Annotated in this window: 17 protein-coding genes; 9 read left to right on the plus strand and 8 right to left on the minus strand. The window is 63.2% G+C overall.

What is annotated here, in order from left to right:
- The first annotated feature begins 9 nt into the window (after positions 1 to 9).
- Positions 10 to 477, plus strand: a complete 468-nt coding sequence (locus tag G7047_RS26420; protein ID WP_166311286.1) for a GyrI-like domain-containing protein — start codon at positions 10 to 12, stop codon at positions 475 to 477.
- A gap of 10 nt (positions 478 to 487) precedes the next feature.
- On the opposite strand, the gene G7047_RS26425 is transcribed toward G7047_RS26420, so the two are convergent.
- A complete protein-coding gene (locus G7047_RS26425) occupies positions 488 to 1,387 on the minus strand; it encodes a LysR family transcriptional regulator (protein WP_166311287.1) in 900 nt (299 codons plus the stop codon).
- 162 nt (positions 1,388 to 1,549) lie between these two features.
- Here G7047_RS26425 and G7047_RS26430 point away from each other — a divergent pair, with 162 nt between their 5' ends.
- Genes G7047_RS26430 through G7047_RS26445 form a run of 4 tightly spaced genes read left to right on the plus strand, consistent with a single transcriptional unit; the run spans position 1,550 to position 4,861 of the window.
- Complete coding sequence (locus tag G7047_RS26430; RefSeq protein WP_166311288.1) at positions 1,550 to 2,941, plus strand: acyclic terpene utilization AtuA family protein; 1,392 nt, start codon at positions 1,550 to 1,552, stop codon at positions 2,939 to 2,941.
- 18 nt (positions 2,942 to 2,959) lie between these two features.
- Positions 2,960 to 3,325, plus strand: a complete 366-nt coding sequence (locus G7047_RS26435; protein ID WP_166311289.1) for a hypothetical protein — start codon at positions 2,960 to 2,962, stop codon at positions 3,323 to 3,325.
- A gap of 49 nt (positions 3,326 to 3,374) precedes the next feature.
- On the plus strand, positions 3,375 to 4,364 hold the full coding sequence (locus G7047_RS26440; protein WP_240939276.1) for a tripartite tricarboxylate transporter substrate binding protein: 990 nt from the start codon (positions 3,375 to 3,377) through the stop codon (positions 4,362 to 4,364).
- A 23-nt stretch (positions 4,365 to 4,387) separates the two neighbouring features.
- Positions 4,388 to 4,861: a peptidylprolyl isomerase gene (locus G7047_RS26445; RefSeq protein ID WP_166311290.1), complete on the plus strand. Its 474-nt coding sequence runs from the start codon at positions 4,388 to 4,390 to the stop codon at positions 4,859 to 4,861.
- 83 nt (positions 4,862 to 4,944) lie between these two features.
- On the opposite strand, the gene G7047_RS26450 is transcribed toward G7047_RS26445, so the two are convergent.
- Positions 4,945 to 7,686 carry a DUF11 domain-containing protein gene (locus G7047_RS26450; protein ID WP_166311291.1) on the minus strand — a complete coding sequence of 914 codons (2,742 nt, stop codon included), beginning with the start codon at positions 7,684 to 7,686 and terminating at the stop codon, positions 4,945 to 4,947.
- 411 nt (positions 7,687 to 8,097) lie between these two features.
- Positions 8,098 to 8,970, minus strand: a complete 873-nt coding sequence (locus tag G7047_RS26455; protein ID WP_166311292.1) for a gamma-glutamyl-gamma-aminobutyrate hydrolase family protein — start codon at positions 8,968 to 8,970, stop codon at positions 8,098 to 8,100.
- Positions 8,971 to 9,234: 264 nt separating this feature from the next.
- Here G7047_RS26455 and G7047_RS26460 point away from each other — a divergent pair, with 264 nt between their 5' ends.
- Positions 9,235 to 9,588, plus strand: coding sequence for an HPF/RaiA family ribosome-associated protein (locus G7047_RS26460; protein WP_166311293.1), 354 nt, complete (start codon positions 9,235 to 9,237; stop codon positions 9,586 to 9,588).
- Positions 9,589 to 9,679: 91 nt separating this feature from the next.
- Here G7047_RS26460 and G7047_RS26465 read toward each other — a convergent pair whose 3' ends face one another.
- From G7047_RS26465 to tkt, 5 genes are all read right to left on the minus strand, one after another.
- Positions 9,680 to 10,237 (minus strand): DUF924 family protein, encoded by a 558-nt coding sequence (locus tag G7047_RS26465; RefSeq protein WP_166311294.1) that lies wholly within the window; start codon positions 10,235 to 10,237, stop codon positions 9,680 to 9,682.
- A gap of 89 nt (positions 10,238 to 10,326) precedes the next feature.
- Positions 10,327 to 11,241, minus strand: a complete 915-nt coding sequence (locus G7047_RS26470; protein WP_240939277.1) for an OmpA family protein — start codon at positions 11,239 to 11,241, stop codon at positions 10,327 to 10,329.
- Between the two features lie 64 nt (positions 11,242 to 11,305).
- Entirely contained in the window at positions 11,306 to 11,659 is a 354-nt protein-coding gene (locus tag G7047_RS26475) for a DUF4398 domain-containing protein (protein ID WP_166311295.1), read from the minus strand.
- 297 nt (positions 11,660 to 11,956) lie between these two features.
- Entirely contained in the window at positions 11,957 to 12,958 is a 1,002-nt protein-coding gene (gene gap / locus G7047_RS26480; RefSeq protein ID WP_166311296.1) for a type I glyceraldehyde-3-phosphate dehydrogenase, read from the minus strand.
- Between the two features lie 93 nt (positions 12,959 to 13,051).
- Positions 13,052 to 15,109 (minus strand): transketolase, encoded by a 2,058-nt coding sequence (gene tkt / locus G7047_RS26485; protein ID WP_166311297.1) that lies wholly within the window; start codon positions 15,107 to 15,109, stop codon positions 13,052 to 13,054.
- Between the two features lie 138 nt (positions 15,110 to 15,247).
- Here tkt and G7047_RS26490 point away from each other — a divergent pair, with 138 nt between their 5' ends.
- The 3 genes from G7047_RS26490 (at position 15,248) to G7047_RS26500 (ending at position 18,341) form a co-directional block, all read left to right on the plus strand.
- Complete coding sequence (locus G7047_RS26490; protein ID WP_166311298.1) at positions 15,248 to 16,033, plus strand: nucleotidyltransferase family protein; 786 nt, start codon at positions 15,248 to 15,250, stop codon at positions 16,031 to 16,033.
- Positions 16,034 to 16,130: 97 nt separating this feature from the next.
- Positions 16,131 to 16,883: a TSUP family transporter gene (locus G7047_RS26495; RefSeq protein WP_240939278.1), complete on the plus strand. Its 753-nt coding sequence runs from the start codon at positions 16,131 to 16,133 to the stop codon at positions 16,881 to 16,883.
- 66 nt (positions 16,884 to 16,949) lie between these two features.
- Entirely contained in the window at positions 16,950 to 18,341 is a 1,392-nt protein-coding gene (locus tag G7047_RS26500; RefSeq protein ID WP_166311299.1) for an aminopeptidase P N-terminal domain-containing protein, read from the plus strand.
- Positions 18,342 to 18,482 lie beyond the last annotated feature (141 nt).

An 18,482-nucleotide genomic window follows, 5' to 3' on the forward strand; every position in this document is an offset into this window, starting at 1 on the left:
GAGTACGCCATGATTGAGCCACCACAGATCACTGATCTTGCGCGTCACCATGTGACGGCCATCATCCACGTCCGCTGCACGCGGGAAGAAATCCAGCTTGTCATGGGACGTGGCGTGCGCGAACTGCTGGACGCCGTGCAGGCCCAGGGTGCCAAGCCCGTCGCCGCGCTCTACACACACCACCTGAGTCGTCCTACGGACCGGTTCGATTTCGAGATTGGTGTACCGGTCAATCGTCCCGTCGAGGCCACTGGTCGCGTGCTCCCGGGCGTATGGCCGTCGATGCGCGTTGCGCGCACCGTTCACTGCGGTCGCTATGAGGATCTGCCGCAGTCATGGGGTCAGTTCAAACAGTGGATTGAAACGCAGGGCCTGTGCATCACCTCGGAGCTGTGGGAATGCTATGTGACGGGCCCGGAACGCGGCTCGGACGCGCGACTGTGGCGCACGGAGCTGATTCAGCCGCTGCAGTTGTGAGCGACATCGTTCAGACCTCGTCGACAGAAAACTGCTCGGACAGAAAATCCACCACCGCCCTCACACGCGGCGCAAGCAGTCGCCCGTGGGGATAGAGCAGGTAGAAGCGATCCTCCTCGGTGCGTTCCTGAAAACCCTGCAGCAGCGCCACCAGTTTGCCCACCGCCAGATCGGCCGCGATGTTGAAGTGCGCCAGCCGCACCACGCCCAGTCCCAGCAGCGCCAGTGTGCGCAGCAGCTCGCCCTGGTTGGCGCCGATGTGGTTGGGAATGTCGATGGTCTTGAGGCCGTTCTCGTCGTGGAAAGTCCAGCGGTTCCATTGAGTGCGGATACTGAAGTTCAGGCAGCGGTGCTGCAGCAAATCCTCGGGGCGGGTGGGCGCGCCGAAGCGCTCCAGATATTCCGGTGCGGCGGCGATCACCCAGGGCCGCAACATCAGCGGTCGGCCCACCAGCGTCAGCTCGGTCGGTCTGCCGCTGTGGATGGCCACGTCAAGGCCTTGCCTGACGAAGTCCGCGCGCTCGGTGCCGAGGACGAAGTCCAGCCGCAGCCGGGGATGCTTGTCGAGCAGAAGAGGCAAGCGCGGCGCGATCAGATATTTGGCGGTGGTCAGCGCCGTGTGGACGCGCACGACGCCCGAGATGTCCGCGTCCGCCACGTGGATGGCGTCTTCCGCGTCCGTCATCGCCTGCACGACTTGCTCGCCCGCCGCGCGAAAGCGCTCGCCCTCGAGTGTGAGTCGGATGCTGCCCGCGATGCGCTCGAACAGCCGCACCGACAGACGCGCCTCGAGCCGTGCGATCAGCTTGCTGACCGCTGATGGCGACAGTTCCAGCTTGCGCCCCGCTGCGGAAAAGCTGCCTTGCTCCACCACGGCAAGAAACACCGTGAGTTCCGCGTATTTGTCCATGAGGCTTGGTCTCCAGCGTTCCTGTCTTATCGAGAATCTACGGATAGCATACCTGTGAATTGAATTCACAGGACCTTGTCTTGTCGGCGGATTGCCGGTCCGGTGTGCGCTCATCAGAATGGACGGCAGACACACCTTCATCACGACCGGAGACAGACACGCATGAATGAAGACAAGGCTGAACAGCCGCCCGTCCAGCGCACGAAGACCCTGCGCATCGGCTCGGGCGCCGCATGGTGGGGCGACCGGGTGGAGCCAGCGGGATTGAACGCCGAGCAGGGCGATCTCGACTATCTGTGCTTCGAGACCATGGCTGAGGCCACGGTGTCGGCGGCGCAGGTGCGTGCGCGGCGCGACCCCTCCTTTCCCGGCTACGACACGTACCTGGACGACCGCATGCGCGCCGTGCTGCCCGCGTGCATGAAACGTGGCACCAAAATCATCTCGAATCAAGGCTGGATCAACCCGCAGGGCGCGGCCGAGCGCATCGTGCAGTTGCTGCGCGAGTTGGGCATTTCGGGCGTGAAAGTGGCGGCCGTGAGCGGCAGCCTGATCACTGAGCGCGTGCTGTCGCTCGCGCCGACGATTCTGGAGAACGGCGAGCCGACGGCGACGCTCAAGGACACTCTGATCTCGGCGGAGGCCTACATGGGGGCGGAGCCCATCGTGCAGGCGCTCAGGGCGGGTGCGCAGATCGTGGTGACGGGCCGCGTCGCCGATCCCTCGTTGTTCGTGGCACCGATGATGTACGAGTTCGGCTGGGACGCGCTCGATCACGAGAAGATCGGCGCGGGCAGCGGCATCGGCCACCTGATGGAGTGCGGCGCGCAGATCACGGGCGGCTACTTTTCCGACCCGGGCTTCAAGGACGTGCCCGAGCCGTGGAATTTCGCGTTCCCGATCGCCGAGGTCGAGGCCGATGGCCGCGTCGTCATCGCCAAGGTCGCGGGTTCGGGCGGCGCGATCACGCTGCAGACGGTGAAGGAGCAGATGCTCTACGAAGTGCACGACCCGGCGAACTACGTCACGCCGGATGTGGTGGTCGATTTCACGCGCGCGCGCCTCGAGCAGATCGACGCGGATCGCGTGCGGGTGACGGGCCTCACCGGCAAGCCGCGCACGCCGACGCTCAAGGTGTCCATGGGCTGCACCGAGGGCTTCATCGGCGAGGACATGTTCTTCTACGCCGGCCCCGGCGCATTGCGCCGCGCGCAGCTCGCCAAGCGGATTCTGGAAGAGCGCTTCAAGATCGTGAAGCTCAAGGCTGAGGACGTGCGGGTGGATTTTCTCGGCATCAACGCTATCCACGGTGCGGCGACGCCACTCGACGCGCCCGAGCCCTACGAGGTGGCGGTGCGCGTGGCCGCGCGCACCAGAACGCGCGAAGAGGCGCTCAAGGTAGGCCGCGAGGTCGACGGCATGGCGGTCTCGGGCGTTGGGCATACGGGCAAACGCGTGCCGCACCAAGACCGTACGCGCGAGGTGATCGGCGTCTGGTCATCGCTGGTCGCACGCGAAGCGGTGAGCCCGCTGATCGACTACCACACGAGCTGAACTGGAGAGCACATCCACATGTCCACCACACAGAAAGTCCGGCTGGAGCGTGTCGCGCACACGCGCTCCGGCGACAAGGGAAACACATCGAACATCGCGGTGTTCGCCTATGAGCCTGCGCTGTATCTGCTGCTCAGGGAGCAGCTCACGGCCGAGCGATTCAAGGCCTTTCACCGCGAGGCCATTCAGGGCGAGGTGCTGCGCTACGAGGTCGAGAACATCCACGCACTGAACTTCGTCGCGCATGGGGCGCTGGGCGGCGGCGTGTCGCGCAGTCTCTCGCTGGACAACTACGGCAAGGCGCTGTCGGCGGCGATTCTCGGCTACGAGATCGAGGTGCCCGGGGCATTGGCTCCGCTGCTACGCACTCGCCAGCCCGCTTGAAAATCGCCATCCAGCAAGACATCAAAGAAGAGATCGAAGGAGACAAGCCATGACCTTGAAAATGAACAAGCGACACCTGCTGCGCCAAGCGGCGGTCCTGTGTCTGGCGGCAGGCTCGGTGGCCGCGTTCGCGCAGGCCGCCTATCCCGCCAAGCCGGTGCGCATCATCGTGCCGTATCCGGCGGGTGGCACCACGGACATCATCGCCCGCATTGCGGCCAATCAGTTGACCGAACGGCTCAAGCAGTCGTTTATTGTCGAGAACAAGGCCGGCGCCAGCGGCGCGATTGGCTCGCAGGCCGTGGCACAGGCGGCTCCCGATGGCTACACGCTGGTGATGGCGACAGCGAGCTCGCACGGCATCAACTCGGCGCTGCAAAAGAGCTTGCCGTACGATGCGGTGAAGGACTTCGCGCCGATCACGGTCGTGGCCAACACGCCCAACATCATCGTCGCCAATCCTTCGGTGCCGGTGAAAAGTCTCGGCGAGCTGATCGCTCTGGCGAAGGCGCAGCCGGGCAAGATCAACTTCGGCTCGACCAGCGCGGGTGGCTCACCGCACATGAGCGCGGAACTGCTCAAAATGATGGCGGGCATCGACATGACGCACGTGCCCTACAAGGGCGCAGCGCCGATGCTCACCGACCTGATCGGCGGTCAGGTGCAGATCGGCTTCGACAATTTGCCGTCGACCATCGGCTTCGTGAAAAGTGGCAAGGTGCGGCCGCTTGCGGTGACCACTGCCAAGCGCTGGCCCGGCGCGCCCGATATCCCCACGGTGGCCGAAAGCGGCGTGCCCGGCTACGAGGTCTCGGGCTGGTTCGGCCTGCTGGCACCTGCGGGCACGCCCAAAGAGGTGCTCAACAAGATCCAGAGCACCATCGCTGAGGCGGTGAAATCCCCAGAGGTTGCCAAGCAGCTGAATGATCTGGGGGCGGAGCCGGTAGCCAATAAACCCGAAGTCTTCGCCCAGGAGATCCGTGACGACGTGGAGAAGTGGCGCAAGGTGGTCAAGACGACCGGGGTGAAACTGGATTGATGGTCGAACGTAGAATTGCGTTCATGAACATCACCAAAGACACAGCGGTAACGCTGAACTACAAGATCACCGATCCCGTCACCGGCAAGCCGCTGGATTCGGGTGACGTGGCGTATCTGCATGGCGGCTACGACAATATTTTCCCCAAGGTCGAAGCGGCGCTGGAAGGTCAGGCGGCGGGGTTTGCAGCCGCCATCGATCTGGCGGTGGCCGATGCCTTTGGCGCGCGTGACGAAAGTCTGGTGCGCGTGATTCCCAAGAGCGAATTTCCACCCGGAGTGAAGGTGGGCGGCCAATTGCAGGGCCCGGGAAGCGATGGTCGCATGACGGTTTTCAATGTCGCGAAAATCAAGGGCGCGGAAGTGCACCTCGATGGCAACCATCCCCTCGCCGGTCAAGCCCTCAAGTTCTCCGTCAAGGTGACTGAAGTGCGCGCAGCGACACCAGAAGAGATTGAACACAAGCACGTGCATGGTGGCCACGGCCATCACCACTGATCATCCGGATTGATCACGGCAGATCGGCCCTGCCCGGCTCTTAAGAAAGAGCTGGGCAGGGCCGATTCGCTTTTCCGAACAGACTACTTGCGGCGGTGTTTCCAGCCCACGGCCGCCAGCATCCACAGCGCGAGCGTGACGAGCATCCAGCGTGAATCCACAGGCACGTTGGCGGGGTCCGTCGGCGTGGGCTCGTTCACCGTGATGGGTGTCGGTGCTGTATTGTTTCGCGGGTTCAGGTCGCGCGTGTCGCTATTGGCCACGGTCACCAGCTGCAGGATGCCAGATTGCTCTGCCTTGAAGACGGTGGTGCATTGGATCACCGCTCCCGGCAGGAATTGCGCGATGGGTGGCTGAGGTACGCAGGTGGTGACTGCGTTGGAGGGCGCACCGTTCACTCTGCAGGTACCGTTCACAGCGTAGTCCGGGCCGTTGTTGGTGCAACTGGTCACCACGGTCACGGTGTTCCCTTTGGTCACCGTCTGAGGCGTGCCGCCAGTGGCCGCCATGTCGGCCACGACGCCCGGTGAGGTATAGGTGCAGTTGTTGCAGTCACCACTGCTGCTGGTGACGACATTGATGAAGGTGGGTGTGCGCACCGGTGGCGTGATGGTCATGGTGAAGTGAACGGTGGTGCTGCTGTTCGCCGCGACGCTTACCAACTGAGTGCATTGGCTGCTCTCCGCCACGCAGGCGGGCGATGTGCTCCAGCCTTCGTTGCTGCCTGTGTATATGGCGCCATTCGGAACGGCCTCGGTGAGCGTCGTGCTGCCCGCTTGGCCTCCGGTGTTGGTGACCGTGATCACATACTCGAGCACATCGAAGTTGCGCAATTTTTGGTTGGGCTGGGCGGGCACACCGTTGACATTGAGTAGCGTCTTCTTCGCGTCGACGTTAGCGGGCACACGCACGGTCAGGGTATCGCTGGCCGGTGCGGGATTGGTGGCGCCTTCCGCCGATCCCACGTTGTTCGCGGGAATGGTGTTCACATAAGAGGGGCCAGGTACGGTAGAGGTGACCATCCATTGCACTTGGCAGTCACTGCCTGCGGCAAGCGCCCCGTCCTTGAGCGTGAGCGTGCTGCCATCCGAGGTGAAGGTGCCGCCGCAGGTGTTGCCCACTTCAACACCCGTGGTGGTCACGTTGGTGGGCAGATCGTCGGTGAGGCTGAGACCGTTCAGGTCGACGCTGGAGTTGGCGTTGCTGACGGTGATCGTCAGCAGACTGGTGCCGCCTGCGCCGATGTCGTTCGGATCGAAGGCCTTGCTCAGCGAGACGGGCGGGGCGCTGAGCTGCGTCTTGGCGCTGGTGCAGCTGTATTGCGTGGTGTCGCAGTTCGGACCGGGGGTACCGGGCGTGCTGGTGCCATTCGGGTTGACGGAGGCGTAGTTGGTCACGACACCCACGCTACTGGCGGTGGCGTTGAGGGTGAAGCTGCCGCTTGCGCCTGCGGCGATGTCTGCGGTGAGTGTGCAGGTGAGCAGTGCGCCGGGCTGGCTGGGCATGGCGCCGCAGTTGGCACCGGTCACCGAGTTGGCTGTGACGGTGGGGGGCAATCGCTCGGCCACCACAATTCTGGAGGCCAGCGTGCCGTAGCCGTTGTTCACCGTGAGCACGTAGTCGAACGGCACACCGACCGTGGCCTTGGGCGGTGCGGACTTGGAGATGCTGACCTGGCCGCTGCTCTGGCTCACGACGGTGCTGGTGTTGTTGTCGGGGTTCAGGTCGTTCACCGTGATCGCGGCGGTATTGTTTACGCTGCGGGCGCCATCTGCGGGCGTGACGGTCAAGGTGTAGGTGAGGTAGCTGCCCTGAGTCGGCGCGGTGCTGGCGTTGCCCGCCGAGCTGTTGATCGGGAGCGCTCCGGTGGTCATCAGCAGCGCCTTGCCGTTGACGCTCACAGTGCCGCATTGCGCTGTTCCGGATGCGACGCAGGTGGGGCTGCTTTGCAGCGTGACGTTGTCGGGCAGAAGATCGGAGACGATCACGTTGCTGGTAGTCGTGGGCCCGTAGTTCCAGACGGTGACGGAGTAGCTGATGGTGGACTTGGCGGAGACGCTGGCGGTGTTCTGTGTGAACTGCGCGGGGCCTGTCTTCTTGACGCCGAGATCGGTCGGGACGTTGGCGCAATTGGCATAGGAATCCGGCAACGAAGGATCAAGTAGGTTGGCGGCCGGGATGATTTCGCTCGTGCCGTCGGGGCGGGTCCACTTCATGCGCAGGAAGTTCACGCCGCCGCGGTTGTTCCAGTACACACGCATGACGTAGCAACTGCTGGCCTGGGGCGCGACAAAACTGCCGGGAATCGCGGGATAGCTGCTTTCGGAGGTGAACGCCGCCAATGAGCCGACGGGCACGTTGTAGTCGAAGTTGCGGTAGTTGGCCGCGCTGCTGGCGGAGAAGGCGGTGGAGAAATCCACCTCCAGATCGTCGTCATGGCTTGCGGCGAAGGTAAAGCTGCCGGCCTGTGGAAACTGCACCAGCGCATACACCACGCGGCCCTGAATCTGGTCGGTGCAGGCAGCGTTGTTGACGAAGTGGTTGCAGAGCTCAGGGGCAGAAGTGCCCCAGTCGATGTTGGGCAGGGTGCCGGAGGTGGCGATGTTGTCCGTGCCGCCTGCCACCAACATCTGCAGGTTGGGAATCGAGTTGGTGCCCGCGTTGTTGTTGTAATTGGGCGCTCTGGCCGCGCCGCTGTTGCCCAGGTTGACCTGTCCGCGGTAGTTATCGAACACGACGGTGGCGGAGGCAAGGTGACAGAGTGGAAGCGACAACGCAAAGAGCGCCACGCGTGCTGTCCAGAGCAATGAAGAAGGGTGTGCCATGAGCGTGTTTCCCGGAAATACAAGCTTCGCGCAGGACCAGTGGCTGAACGCCATCCCGTGAATGGCCGCCAGGCGTCACGGCAAAGCGCGCGTCAATAATGCAAGCACTGGCTATGGCTACCAGGAGTGGACGGGGCTTGCGGCATCCGTCCTTGGCAGCTGCGGTGACTGGCTTCGTTGCGGGCCAGACCGACTTTTGAAGGCGTGTTCCCATACATTCGATGGGACTCCTATCAATCTTTTACATATCATTTACGAACTTGTGCCCTATTTCAATCCAAGAGTTAGACCCCAGCAGGGGCTCGAAAACGGGTTTTCATAGGGAAATGACGCATTCACACGCATGCACACCTGCGTCGGTACGCGCCATCGTCCTACGGGCGGGAAAGCAACAGATGGGAGGCTTGCGGTTCAGCGTTGGCGCAGGAGCGCGCGCTTGAGCAGCCGTGCCGCGCGGTCGCGGATCTGAAACGGGCTGTGTCCCGGCAGCGGCTGGACCTTGGCGCGCTGGCAGGCGATGAGGAAGTCGTCGAGGATGGGGCGCGCGTCGAGAATGCTGTCGTCATGCGCGCGGAATTCTGGATGCCATTGCGTCGCTGCGATGTAGCTGTGGCCATGCGTAGGGTGACGGCGTATTGCCTCGGGCACCGCGTCGGGATAGCTCCACGCCTCGATGTCGAAACCCGGCGCGAGCTGCTTGATGCCCTGATGGTGAATGCTGTTGACCTTCGCCTGATGCTTGCCTGGGTACATTCGCGAGAGGCGGGTATGGGGCACGATCTCGACGTCGTGAAAATGTTGGTCATAGGTGACGGGATTGCGATGTTGCATCGCACCAGGATGCTGGGTCTCGATGTCCTGGTACAGCGTGCCGCCGAACGCCACATTGATGAGCTGCAGGCCACGGCACACGCCAAAGATCGGCTTGCCGGCCTGCTCGAAAGCCTCAACCACTGCCAGATCGTAGAGGTCGCGCACGCGATCGCCGAGCCACGCGTCCTTGAGCGGCTCTTCGCCGTAGCTGCCGGGCCACACGTCGGCACCGCCGTGCATCACCACGCCGTCGAGCCAGTCGGCATAGTCGGCAAAGGTCACATCGCCGAGCGCCGTTTCGCCGGTGGGGCAGGGCACCATCACCACCATCGCGCCGGCCGACATGATCCAGTGCGCGATGGTCTGCTCCACGTATTGCAGCGTCTTGTTGGTGAACAGCGGGCGGTAGGGATCGGCATGCGAGAAGCAGGCCGAGAGGCCGATTTTCAGGCGGTTGGCGGAGCTGGGCATGTGGTGTGATCTTTCCTCGAATGGACTTGGAGCGAATCCACACTGCCTTTGTAGCACGGCTCTATTCCGATATGTGACGTGCGTGTATGCGTTCAACGCGTGCGCTGTAGGCAGGGTTCGATAGAGTCTGTCGGTAGGGAAAGCGAGCGGTGATCCTTCAGTAATTTGATTCCCATCAAGCGCTATGCTGTCCATACTGGCAAGATGCAGTCATCCATCTGTTTATTGATATTGATGGATTGTTTTTCGATACAGGAGAAGTTGATGCAAGTGCAAGTTCATACCAACGACAAGATCCAGGGTGGCGAAACCCTGGCTCATTGGGTGCAGCAAGAAGTCTCCTCCCGTCTCGCTCGATTCAACGAAAGCGTCACGCGTGTGGAAGTGTTCTTCTCCGACTCCGATGCGCCGGCCAAGGCGGGCTCACCCGACAAGCGCTGCGTGATCGAGGCACGTCCCGCAGGCCGCCAACCGGTGGCCGCAAATGCCGAAGCGCCCAAGGTGGCCGACGCGCTGTCGGCGGCGCTGGAAAAGCTGCTGCGCGGTTTGGAAGCCGATCAGGGGCGCGCGCGCGACAAGAACAACCGCGAGTCGATCCGCGACGCTGAACAACCCTGAACTTTCGTTCCTCCTACCCAGACAAAACGCCCGCAGGCTTGCGCCCCGGGCGTTTTTTATTGGCGTTCGAAATCGACAGGATTCGGCTGAATCAGAACGAGCTGCCCGGCGTTTGCAGAAACGCGGTTTCCTCCTCGCTGCATTCGCGCCCGAGGATGGCGTTGCGATGTGGATATCGGCCAAAACGCACGATGATGTCGCGGTGGCGTTTTGCAAAATCGAGATTCATGGGATTGCCAAGCGCGGTGAACTGGCGGATCGATTCGTCCTGCACGACCAAGGACTCGCTGTGCATCAGCGGCATGTAGGCGAAGGCGCGCTGCGCTTCGGTGAAGTCTTGGTCGAGTCCACGCGCGATGATTTCCTGCGTGAGCACCAGCGCCATGCCGTCCTGTGCGAAGGCTTTGGGCGTGTCGCGCCAGACGTTGCGCGAGAACTGGTCGAGCACGATGATTTCCGCCAGTCGGCCGAGCGCGTCACTGCGCCATTGCCAGAGCTCGCCGCGTGCGGCCTGCGCGAGCGTTTGGCCGAAGCGTGTCGCTATGGTTTGGTCAAAGGCGCTGTCTTTGGTGAACCACTGCTGGGGTGTCGACTCGTCGAACCAGAAGCGGATCACGTCCTGTGCGGTGGGGGCTGTGGGTGTGGTCATGGCTTCCAATGTAGCCGCGAAAGCCAAAAAGGGCATGACGGGACGCCCATCCCGTCATGCCCGGCAGGAGATACAAAAAAAGTGCCGGATCAGCGGCGCGAGCGCAGGTTGCCGTTCTCGTCAGCAATCACGATTTCCACGCGGCGGTTCATCGCGCGGCCTTCGGGCGATGTGTTGTCCGCCACGGGGAACGCCTTGCCGTAACCCTGCGTGGTGATGCGGTCGGCCGTGATGCCGCGCGAGACCAGCGCCTGCTGCACGGACTCGGCACGGCGCTGCGACAGCGTCTGGTTGATCGCGTCGGTGCCGACGCTGTCGGTGTAGCCCTCGATCAGCAGCTTGCGCTTGGGGAACTCGCGCAGAAAGTCAGCGAGCTTGTCCAGACGCGGTGCGGCCTGTGCTGTGAGATCGGCCTTGCCGAACTCGAACAGCACGTCGCCCAGCGTCACCAGCAGGCCGCGCTCAGTCTGCTGTGCCTGCAGGTCGTTCAATTGCTTTTGCAGCGCCTGTACCTTGGCATCGCTGTCGGCAGCGCGTTGCTGTGCCTGCTGCGCGGCGGTGGCACTGGCGGCTGCCGCAGCGCGGGCCTGATCGGCCTGCGAGTTGGCGCGTGCCGCGTCGCCCTGCAGACGCTGGCGCTCGGCATCGACACCGGCTTGGCGGATGTCCGCATCGAGCTGGCGGGTACGCGCCACGTTCTCGGCGATTTGCGCGCGCTGCAGGGCGAGGTTGGACAGGTGGGTGGCTTCGGCCGTGTCAGCTTCCTTGGTCCACGCATTGTCGGCCTGCGAGAGCGTGTCGGTCGCGCTCTTGAGTTCCAGCGGCGCGAGCTGCACGACCTGCGCGTTGTTCATGGCCGTGCTGACGGCGGCGCGGGCCTTCTGCAGGGGCTCCAGCGGCGCGTTGCGCGAGGCGCAGGCGGCGAGCACGGAGATCGCGGCGATGCTGGTGACCAGCATGCCGGCGCGGCGCAGAGGGTGGTGGGTGCGAGTGGCTTGTGTCATGGAAATTCCTTGCATCCGGAGAGGCGATGTCTTGTGGGCTTGGGTCGAGAGCGCAGCTCGGCGATCAGCGTGCGGGCTGGGTCTGGTAGCCGCGCTGCACGGCCTGCAGACGGGCCTGGTTCTCTGCTACCTGGGCCTTGGTTTCCGCCAGACGCGCCTGAGCCTCAGCAGCCTCCGCGTAGCGACGTGCTTCGGTGTAGTCCTTGCTTTCCATGGCGCGCTGGGCCTTGGACCAGAGGTCGCGGGCGTTCTGAAGCTCGACAGGGGCGTAGGCGGTCACCTGCGGCGCGGTGGAGACGCGCTCGACGGTGCTCTGCGCCACGGCCATCTCGCCCTGAGGCGCGGGGATGGACGAGCAGGCGGTCAGTGCGGCGAGGGCGACGGTGGCAAGCGCGGTGCCGATCAGTTTGCTTTGCATGGTGTGGGGCTCCTCTGATGAGTGGGTTCGTTCGGGGGCAGCCTGTAGGGCTGTCACGGGTCCCGCAAACCTTGATGAATAGACAGGAACGGCGTTGTTGTCCGTGTGGAACGATTATGGAAATCGTCCGCCGTGCACCGCGTAGGTACTGCATTGCTATCAATGTCAGAGTGATACGGATAATAGATAAGCTCTTGTCTTACATTGGGTTTTAATTGTTAACGTCTATTAAAAGGCGAAAAAAAAGCGCCCGGAGGCGCTTTTCGTTGACGTGGATGAAATCCATTGTCGGGTGGCTTACTTGCCAGCCATCACGCGGACCATTTCCAGGCACTTGTTCGAGTAGCCCCATTCGTTGTCGTACCAGGACACGAGCTTCACGAAGGTGCCGTCCAGAGCGATACCCGCATCCGCGTCGAAGATCGACGTGCGTGTGTCACCGCGGAAGTCGGTGGCAACCACCTTGTCTTCGGTGTAGCCCAGCACGCCCTTCAGAGCGCCTTCGGATTGGGCCTTCATTTCGGCCTTGATTTCTTCATAAGTCGCTGGCTTTTCCAGTTCCACGGTCAGGTCGACCACGGAAACGTCGGAAGTCGGCACGCGGAACGACATGCCGGTCAGCTTCTTGTTCAGCTCAGGAATCACCACGCCCACAGCCTTGGCAGCGCCAGTGCTCGAAGGGATGATATTTTCCAGAATGCCACGGCCGCCGCGCCAGTCTTTGTTCGACGGGCCGTCAACGGTCTTCTGTGTGGCGGTGGCAGCATGCACGGTGGTCATCAGGCCGCGCTTGATGCCCCACTTGTCGTTCATCACCTTGGCGATGGGAGCCAGGCAGTTGGTGGTGCACGAAGCGTTGGAGATGATGGTCTGGCCAGCGTAGGTCTTGTGGTTCACGCCGTAGACGAACATCGGAGTGTCGTCTTTGGAAGGAGCCGACAGCAGCACCTTCTTGGCGCCAGCAGCCAGGTGCTTTTCAGCCGTGGCCTTGTCGAGGAACAGACCGGTGGATTCGATCACGATGTCGGCACCGACTTCGTTCCACTTCAGGTTGGCTGGATCGCGCTCTTGTGTGAGGCGAATCTTCTTGCCGTTGACGATCAGCGTGTTGCCGTCAACCTTCACTTCGCCATCAAAACGGCCATGTACCGAGTCGTACTGCAGCATGTAGGCGAGGTAGTCGGGCTCCAGCAAGTCGTTGATGCCAACGACTTCGATGTCGGAGAAGTTCTGCACTGCCGAGCGCAGCACGTTGCGGCCGATGCGGCCGAAGCCGTTGATGCCAATCTTGATCGTCATGGTTTAGTCCCTGAAATGAAAGTCGAAAGAAACGAGAAAATCAAAGCTGGCACGGGCCCGGATGGAGCCGGGTCGTGCCAGGAATCACCGGAATCAGCGCGAGCGCTGCAGAGCGGCCTGCACGGTCTCGGCCACGTTTTCTGGCGTGAAGCCGAAGTGCTTGAACAGCACGGGAGCGGGAGCCGATTCGCCGAAGGTGTCGATACCGACGACGGCTGCGCAGCCGTACTTCCACCAGCCGTCCGTCACGCCCATTTCCACAGCAATTCGAGGCAGGCCTTCCGGCAGGACGAGCTTTTTGTACTTGGCTTCTTCGCGGTCGAAGGTCGTCGTGCTGGGCATGGAAACCACGCGCACGGGGATCTTCTTTTCGGCCAGCAGTTTCTGCGCGGCGATGGCGAGTTGCACTTCGGAGCCGGTGGCGATGATCACCGCCTTGGCCTTCTTGTTCAGGCCGATGTCCTTGGGCTCGGACAGCACATAAGCGCCGCGCGAGATGTCGCCCAGATCCTTCTTGGCCAGGTACGGCAGGTTCTGGCGTGACAGCAGCATGGCGGTCGGCTTGTTGCGGTTGGACAGCGCCACGCTCCATGCCACCGCGGTTTCGGCCGTATCGGCCGGACGCCACACATCGAGGCCAGGAATCAGGCGCAGGCTGGCTGCGTGTTCGATCGACTGGTGCGTCGGGCCGTCTTCGCCGAGGCCAATGGAGTCGTGCGTGAACACGTGGATCACGCGCTGCTTCATCAGCGAAGCCATGCGGATCGCGTTGCGGCTGTAGTCGCTGAACGTCAAGAACGTGCCGCCGTATGGGATGAAACCGCCGTGCAGCGCGATGCCGTTCATCACCGCAGCCATGCCGAATTCGCGCACGCCGTAGTTGATGTGGCGGCCGCCCACGAGTTCCGTCTTGTCGCCCGCTTGCACTTCGGTCTGCACCACGTCGCCGTTGGCGTCAAAGCGCAGAGACGGCGTGGCCTTGGTGTTGGTCAGATTCGAGCCGGTCAAGTCGGCGCTGCCGCCCAGCAGCTCTGGCAGCTTGGCGGTGAAGGTTTCCAGCGCGATCTGGCTGGCCTTGCGGCTGGCGACGGTTTCGGCCTTGGTGTGGGCTTCGATGACGGCGTCCACAGCGGTTTGCGCGAAGTGGCGTGGCAGATCGCCAGCCATGCGGCGCGAGAACTCGCTGGCCAGTTCGGGGAAAGCGGCTTGGTAAGCGTCAAAGCGCTTGTTCCATTCGGCTTCGGTGGCTGTGCCCTTGTCCTTGGCATCCCAGTCGCCGTACACGTCGGCGGGGATCACGAACGGCTCGGCGGTCCAGCCCAGCACTTCGCGGGTCAGCTTGATTTCTTCAGCGCCGAGCGGCTCGCCGTGGGCCTTCGATGTGTTGGCGCGGTTGGGCGAGCCCTTGCCGATGCTGGTCTTGCAGACGATCATCGTTGGCTTGTCGGTGCTCTTCTTGGCTTCGGCAATCGCTGCGTCGATGGCGTCGGCGTCATGGCCGTCCACCGCGTTGATCACGTTCCAGCCGCAGGCGCGCAGGCGCTCTGGCGTGTTGTCGATGAACCAAGGCGCAACCTTGCCGTCGATGCTGATGCCGTTGTCGTCATACAGCGCGATCAGCTTGTTCAGCTTCCATGCGCCAGCCAGCGAAATCGCTTCCTGGCTGATACCTTCCATCAGGCAGCCGTCGCCCAGGAACACGTACGTGTTGTGGTCAACGATGGCATGACCTTCGCGGTTGAATTCTTTGGCGAGCAGCTTTTCTGCGAGCGCAAAGCCCACCGCGTTGGTGATGCCCTGGCCGAGCGGGCCGGTCGTGGTTTCCACGCCGGGCGTGATGCCGTGCTCTGGGTGGCCGGCGGTCTTGCTGTGCAGCTTGCGGAAGTTCTTGAGCTCTTCCATCGGCAGGTCGTAACCGCTGAGGTGCAGCACCGAGTACAGCAGCATCGAAGCGTGGCCGTTGGAGAGCACGAAGCGGTCGCGGTCCGCCCAGTTCGGGTTGGTCGGGTTGTGGCGCAGATGGCGTCCCCACAAAGCCACGGCCATGTCGGCCATGCCCATGGGCGCACCGGGGTGGCCGGAATTGGCTTGTTGAACGGCATCCATTGCGAGTGCGCGGATCGCATTCGCCATTTGTTGTGAATTGGCCATGAGAGGCGGGCTCCGGAGGGACTGGGGTAGAGGAAACCCCCCATTTTACTAAGTGCCCGAGGTCGGGGCGAGGAAGGGGCATCAAACCGGACTGCAATGCACCGTCAATCGCCCGGCGATGCACTAAAGTGTGCGTCCATGCAGACCGCCCCGTACCCCTCTGAATCTCCTTTCATTCCGACCGAAACCTGGCCTCTGAACGCCATGCTTCTGGCGGCCGGGCGTGGCGAGCGCATGCGCCCGCTGACAGACGTGACGCCCAAACCGCTGCTGCAGGTGCAGGGCAAAGCGCTGCTTGACTGGCACATCGCCGCCCTGCAGCAGGGCGGTGTGCATGCGTTGGTGGTGAATACCGCTTGGCTCGGCGACCAGATCCCCGCGCATCTGGATGCCGCATGGCCCGCGTTGGCCGCAGAGCAGCGCCTGCGCTACTCGCACGAGGGCCGCGACTTTGGCCATGCGCTTGAAACGGCGGGCGGCATTGCGCGTGCGCTGCCATTGCTCGGCGACGCGTTTTGGCTCGCGGCGGGCGACGTGTTCACGCCCGATTTCGTGTTCGATGCGGACGTCGCGCGGCAATTTGCGGCGTCGGGCGATCTTGCGCATCTCTGGCTCGTGCCCAATCCCGCCCACAACCCGCTGGGCGATTTCGCGCTCGACGGATCGCGTGCGTTGAACTTGCCCAAGGACCGGCCGAGTCCGCTGCCGCGCTATACCTACAGCACGATTGCGCTGCTCAAGGCCGAGCTGTTTCGCGCGCCGTGGTGCGACATCGCCGAAGGCAATCCGGACGGCGTCGCTGCCCCGCTCGCTGCCCTGCTGCGCCGCGCGATGGACGCAGGGCGGGTGGGCGCCACCATCTACTCCGGCCGCTGGACCGATGTCGGCACTCCAGAGCGCCTCGCGCAACTCAACGCTCTCTGACCGCCCGAAACGGAATAGCCGAGCCCGGTGCTGACCTCGGCCACTTGCGTCAAAATCCCGGCTTCGGCGGCGAACTGTTTCGAAGATTGGGTTAAAAATGGGTATGGGTTGGGGCAGCTTTGGAATGCTGCTGGTCGTGGTGGCATTGGCATCGGCCTGCCAGAACCTGACCGGGTTCGCGTTCGCGCTGATTTTTGTGGGACTGGCGGGCGCGCTGCATCTTCTGCCGATTGCCGACGCCGCTAACGTCGCGGGCCTGCTCTCGCTGGTCAACGGCGTGGTGTACCTGCGCAGCCACCCGTTCAAGCCGCGCTGGGATCTGCTCAAGCCCATGCTCATCAGCAGCCAGATCGGCGTACTGATCGGCCTCGGGCTGCTGCAGTTGCTGAGCGGCAATCTCGTCAACATTCTGCGCATGCTGCTCGGCGTGACCATCATCGCCTGCGCGTTTTTGCTGCTCTCGCAAAAGGGCCGCCGCGAGACGCTCTCCGGCGCCCGTTCCATGTATGTCGCGGGCGGCCTCTCGGGCCTGCTCGGCGGGCTGTTCTCCACCTCGGGCCCACCCATCGTCTATCACCTGTACCGCGAGCCATTGCCGGCGATGTTGATCCGGCAATGCCTGCTGGTGCTGTTCCTTGCCAACACGGTGCTGCGTCTGGGCATCGTGATCTCGATGGGCGAGCTGACCAAGTCGTCGATGATCGTCGCCGCCTTCGCCGTGCCGGTGGTGGCGGGCGTCACCTGGCTGCTCGCCAAATACCCACCGCCGCTGCCGGTACGCGTGCTGCAGTGGCTGGTTTGCACGTTATTGCTGTTAGCGGGTGTGAGCATGTTGATCTCTGCGTTCTGAGCGGCTGAAGAGAATTTTCCGCGCCGTTTCCCGGCGTGGATATCCCCGCCGCAGTACGATGGGCGAATGAACTCCTCCGTATCTGTGTACGCCCAACGACGTGCCCGTCTGGCTTCGCAACTTGGCAAAGGTGGAATCGCCGTCATTCCCACGGCGCCCGAGCGCCAGCGCAATCGTGACAACAGCTTTCTGTACCGACACGACAGCTATTTCTACTACCTGACGGGGTTCACCGAGCCCAATGCCTGCCTGGTGCTGGCGGCGGATGGCACGAGCACGCTTTTCTGCCAGCCCAAGGATCTGGAGCGCGAGATCTGGGACGGTTACCGCCTTGGCCCGGATGCGGCGGTGGACACGCTCGGCATGGACGCGGCCCACTCGATCACCCAGCTGCCCTCGCGCATCGCGCGGCTGCTGGAAAACACCGACTGCGTCTGGTACCCGTTCGCCACGCATGATGGCTTGGCCGCGCAGGTCGACGGCTGGCTCAACAAGGTGCGTGCCCGCGTGCGCTACGGCGCGATGTGCCCGACCGAGCAGCGCGATCTGTGCGCGCTGCTCGACGACATGCGCCTTGTGAAGGATGCGCACGAGCTGGACATCATGCGCCGCGCGGGCGTCATCAGCGCGCGCGCCCATGTGCGTGCGATGCAGCACTCCGCCGCCATGCTGCGTGCAGGCGAGGATGTACGCGAGTACCACCTCGACGCTGAACTGCTGCACGAGTTCCGCAATAGCGGCGCGCAGTACGTGGCGTATGACTCCATCGTCGCAGCAGGCCACAACGCCTGCGTGCTGCACTACCGCGCGGACAAGGCACCGGTGAAGAAGGGTGAGCTGGTGCTGATCGACGCGGGCTGCGAGCTCGACGGCTATGCGAGTGACATCACCCGCACCTTCCCCGCCGACGGCAAATTCACCGGCCCGCAGCGCGCGCTCTATGACCTGGTCCACGCCAGCCAGGAAGCCGCGATTGCCGTGACCAAGGCGGGCAACCGCTTCAACGACCCGCACGACGCCACCGTCGCCGTGCTCGCCCAAGGCATGCTCGACCTCGGCCTGATCGACCGCAACAAGCACGCCAGCGCGCAGGACGTGATCGAGTCGCGCGCCTACTTCCAGTTCTACATGCACCGCACCGGCCACTGGCTGGGCATGGACGTGCACGACTGCGGCAGCTATGTGGAGCCCAGCGAGATCGGCACCGTGAGCGAACGCCGCGATCCGCTCTCGGGCGAAACCATCCAGAACCGCCCCAGCCGCATCCTGCGCCCCGGCATGGTCACCACCATTGAGCCTGGCATCTACGTGCGCCCCGCACCCGGCGTGCCCGAGCAGTTCCACCACATCGGCATCCGCATCGAGGACGACGCGGTGGTCACCGACACCGGCTGCGAACTGCTCACGCGCGGCGTGCCGGTGAAGGCCGATGAGATTGAGGCGTTGATGAAGGGGTGACTCCCAGGAGCCTCCAGCAAAGAGCCGGGTGCCGCGAAGAGCGGACCCGGCTCTTTGCTTTTGAGATTGCAAACACGTTTTGATAGGCGATGTATGTATCTGCCGTCATCTTTCTGGAAAACCCTGAGAAAAAACGCGTTC

The sequence above is a fragment of the Diaphorobacter sp. HDW4A genome, assembly GCF_011305995.1.
GTDB lineage: Bacteria > Pseudomonadota > Gammaproteobacteria > Burkholderiales > Burkholderiaceae_C > Diaphorobacter_A.

Excerpts from the sequence above, each read along its gene's own strand:
- G7047_RS26420 (WP_166311286.1), top strand. The coding sequence starts at position 10 with ATGATTGAGCCACCACAGATCACTGATCTTGCGCGTCACCATGTGACG.
- G7047_RS26425 (WP_166311287.1), bottom strand. The coding sequence starts at position 1,387 with ATGGACAAATACGCGGAACTCACGGTGTTTCTTGCCGTGGTGGAGCAA.
- G7047_RS26430 (WP_166311288.1), top strand. The coding sequence starts at position 1,550 with ATGAATGAAGACAAGGCTGAACAGCCGCCCGTCCAGCGCACGAAGACC.
- G7047_RS26435 (WP_166311289.1), top strand. The coding sequence starts at position 2,960 with ATGTCCACCACACAGAAAGTCCGGCTGGAGCGTGTCGCGCACACGCGC.
- G7047_RS26440 (WP_240939276.1), top strand. The coding sequence starts at position 3,375 with ATGACCTTGAAAATGAACAAGCGACACCTGCTGCGCCAAGCGGCGGTC.
- G7047_RS26445 (WP_166311290.1), top strand. The coding sequence starts at position 4,388 with ATGAACATCACCAAAGACACAGCGGTAACGCTGAACTACAAGATCACC.
- G7047_RS26450 (WP_166311291.1), bottom strand. The coding sequence starts at position 7,686 with ATGGCACACCCTTCTTCATTGCTCTGGACAGCACGCGTGGCGCTCTTT.
- G7047_RS26455 (WP_166311292.1), bottom strand. The coding sequence starts at position 8,970 with ATGCCCAGCTCCGCCAACCGCCTGAAAATCGGCCTCTCGGCCTGCTTC.
- G7047_RS26460 (WP_166311293.1), top strand. The coding sequence starts at position 9,235 with ATGCAAGTGCAAGTTCATACCAACGACAAGATCCAGGGTGGCGAAACC.
- G7047_RS26465 (WP_166311294.1), bottom strand. The coding sequence starts at position 10,237 with ATGACCACACCCACAGCCCCCACCGCACAGGACGTGATCCGCTTCTGG.
- G7047_RS26470 (WP_240939277.1), bottom strand. The coding sequence starts at position 11,241 with ATGACACAAGCCACTCGCACCCACCACCCTCTGCGCCGCGCCGGCATG.
- G7047_RS26475 (WP_166311295.1), bottom strand. The coding sequence starts at position 11,659 with ATGCAAAGCAAACTGATCGGCACCGCGCTTGCCACCGTCGCCCTCGCC.
- gap (WP_166311296.1), bottom strand. The coding sequence starts at position 12,958 with ATGACGATCAAGATTGGCATCAACGGCTTCGGCCGCATCGGCCGCAAC.
- tkt (WP_166311297.1), bottom strand. The coding sequence starts at position 15,109 with ATGGCCAATTCACAACAAATGGCGAATGCGATCCGCGCACTCGCAATG.
- G7047_RS26490 (WP_166311298.1), top strand. The coding sequence starts at position 15,248 with ATGCAGACCGCCCCGTACCCCTCTGAATCTCCTTTCATTCCGACCGAA.
- G7047_RS26495 (WP_240939278.1), top strand. The coding sequence starts at position 16,131 with ATGGGTATGGGTTGGGGCAGCTTTGGAATGCTGCTGGTCGTGGTGGCA.
- G7047_RS26500 (WP_166311299.1), top strand. The coding sequence starts at position 16,950 with ATGAACTCCTCCGTATCTGTGTACGCCCAACGACGTGCCCGTCTGGCT.